This window comes from Legionella qingyii, from assembly GCF_003184185.1.
On sequence record NZ_QHJG01000025.1, the window covers coordinates 1 to 2,160 of the forward strand.

Below are 2,160 nucleotides of genomic sequence, written 5' to 3' on the forward strand. Positions count from 1 at the left end.
TTCAAAAAAAATTATTCTTTTTTTAAAAATAATGGTCACTTTTTGTGACCATCTCTCAGGCATAAAGCGCTGGAAATAGGCGTAATTAAATGAAATGTCAACAGACTTTAGTGGGGAAGGGGCCTGACCCCATAAGTGCAAGCTATGCTGAATAACTGTTATCGATTTTTTGGCGAACTCCAATTTTCCAAAATTTCACCTGCTGTTTGGACAATTTTGTTTAATTCCTGCTTAAAATTTTTAAAAATAGAAGAGTTAGATAAAGAAAGATCGGTGCTTTGTTTAATATCTTGTGATGTTTCTTTCTCAGCAGTCAGTGCATAATATTGATTAAGTTTGGGATAGAAATCTGTGGTAAAACGTTCAATAAATTTTGTTTTATCTGGTTCAATTAAAGCCTCAAAGTCCAAGGGGATTGGATGCTCATAGGGTATAACCGGTAAACCAATTTTTTTCATCATCGTTCTGGCAAACAATTCTGTCGTTGCAGCACTACCGCGATCACAAGGCATGGCATGAGCCAAATACCATACCATTTCACCTATTTTTTGCATGTTTTCTTTTGTTGGCTCCGGATGTTCAAGAACTGCATGAAACAGCTTATTAATTTTTTCATAAACTTTGGGAATATGTTGGGCTTCGGTGTGAAGAAAATTAAAACTCGGATCGAACCCCATCATATGTGGCAGCGGTTCTTTGGGATAGGTAATTCCTGTCAAGGGCAAATCGCCATCGGTTATGACTACCCAGTCACCTCGCCTGAAATTTCCCTTGTTAGTATCTTTCTGAATTACATATCCACCCTGTGCCTGTGGCACTTTATTGTATAACGACCGGATTCGTTCTTTAACTTCTGGAAAGAAATCTTGATACTTGCCATTTGGATAAACTGGAGTAGTTGGATTGCCCGGTTCATCATAGGATCTCATGATCCCAACTCTCTTCTTTGAGGGTTGGTTCAATTGTAGCGCAATCGCATGTCTTTGCTCGGCTAAAAACTCATATAACGATTTAACAGTCATGGGTTCAGTATTTAGCTTTTGCAGCGATTGTTCAACCGCAGCATGACAAAGCTGGGCGTAATGTTCCTGATCGCTATTCCATGCATTACTAAGACTTTTTGAGTTATTTTGAAAAACTCGCCATTCTTGCTCAGGATCAACACTGTAATCGATCAGATCTGAATCAGGAGCCGGAACAGGTTTCTTTTCCATTCTTGGACCTGTTTGTGAGTCTAATGGTAATGTCTGAGACTCTTCAGAATCAGGATTAAGAGGATCTGAATTCATAATACGGCCTATAAATTCCAGTGTTTTTATTAGTATAGGATAAAAATGATAGTTTATTAGGTCGCTTAAAATGGTAAAGAAACCTAAACATCTCTAGCTTTTCTAATTGCAGTTTCTAAAGCATCTCTTCACGGAAATTTTGAATCATTTATATTCTCCCTGCTATTTATAAATTTTGTATTGCATAATAAAATGTCCAGTGGTATAATTATTGAACAATAACTGATTGTAATTAAAACTTCAGTTATAGCGGCCTATCTTCTCCCAAAGGATTTAAGGAGGACTGGTACTACCTAGTTTTAATCACTAAACGGGTTCGTCGCTGATAAGACTTAATGAAGGAAAGTGTATTCGTTACATACTCATTAAGCCTGGCTCAGCAAACCTGGCTTTTAGTATTTCTCGCAATCACCAATTTTATTAAGTCTATTAGGTTAGATATTCTTTTATGAGGTGATTTATGTATACGAGAAAGGACTATAGGCAATTTTTTGGTGGTTATAAACGTCCAACTAAAACACCATCACGACCTTTAATACAGACACGTGGATTGAAAGAGCGATTATCAGACGAGCAAAAATTAGTGGCAGAACTTTATAAGGAAGGATACGAAGAACTAAAAGAAATTTTTGAAGCAACGAGAGAGGCAGATAGACGCCTTGATCGTATGGCGCATGAGTTCGATCAGAATAATTTAAACTACAGTACAACAAGTGTAGATTCTTCAAACTCAGGCCAGACAGTACAGAATGGTGCTTCTTATTCCAGCGGACAGACAGCGGATTCGCAAAGTACTAATTCTACTTCGCAAAGTACTAATTCTGCTGATTCGCAAAGTACTAATTCTACTGATTCGCAAAGTACTAATTCT

The 2,160-nt window shown here is 37.3% G+C and carries 2 protein-coding genes; one reads left to right on the forward strand and one right to left on the reverse strand.

The features are described 5' to 3' along the window. Positions 1–158: 158 nt before the first annotated feature. Positions 159–1,289 (reverse strand): type III effector AvrB4-1, encoded by a 1,131-nt coding sequence (locus DGG96_RS14535; protein ID WP_110142828.1) that lies wholly within the window; start codon positions 1,287–1,289, stop codon positions 159–161. Between the two features lie 460 nt (positions 1,290–1,749). Here DGG96_RS14535 and DGG96_RS14540 point away from each other — a divergent pair. Continuing rightward, positions 1,750–2,160, forward strand: a 411-nt coding sequence (locus DGG96_RS14540; RefSeq protein WP_205872621.1) for a hypothetical protein, incomplete at its 3' end; no start/stop codon positions are given.

Excerpts from the sequence above, each read along its gene's own strand:
- DGG96_RS14535 (WP_110142828.1), bottom strand. The coding sequence starts at position 1,289 with ATGAATTCAGATCCTCTTAATCCTGATTCTGAAGAGTCTCAGACATTA.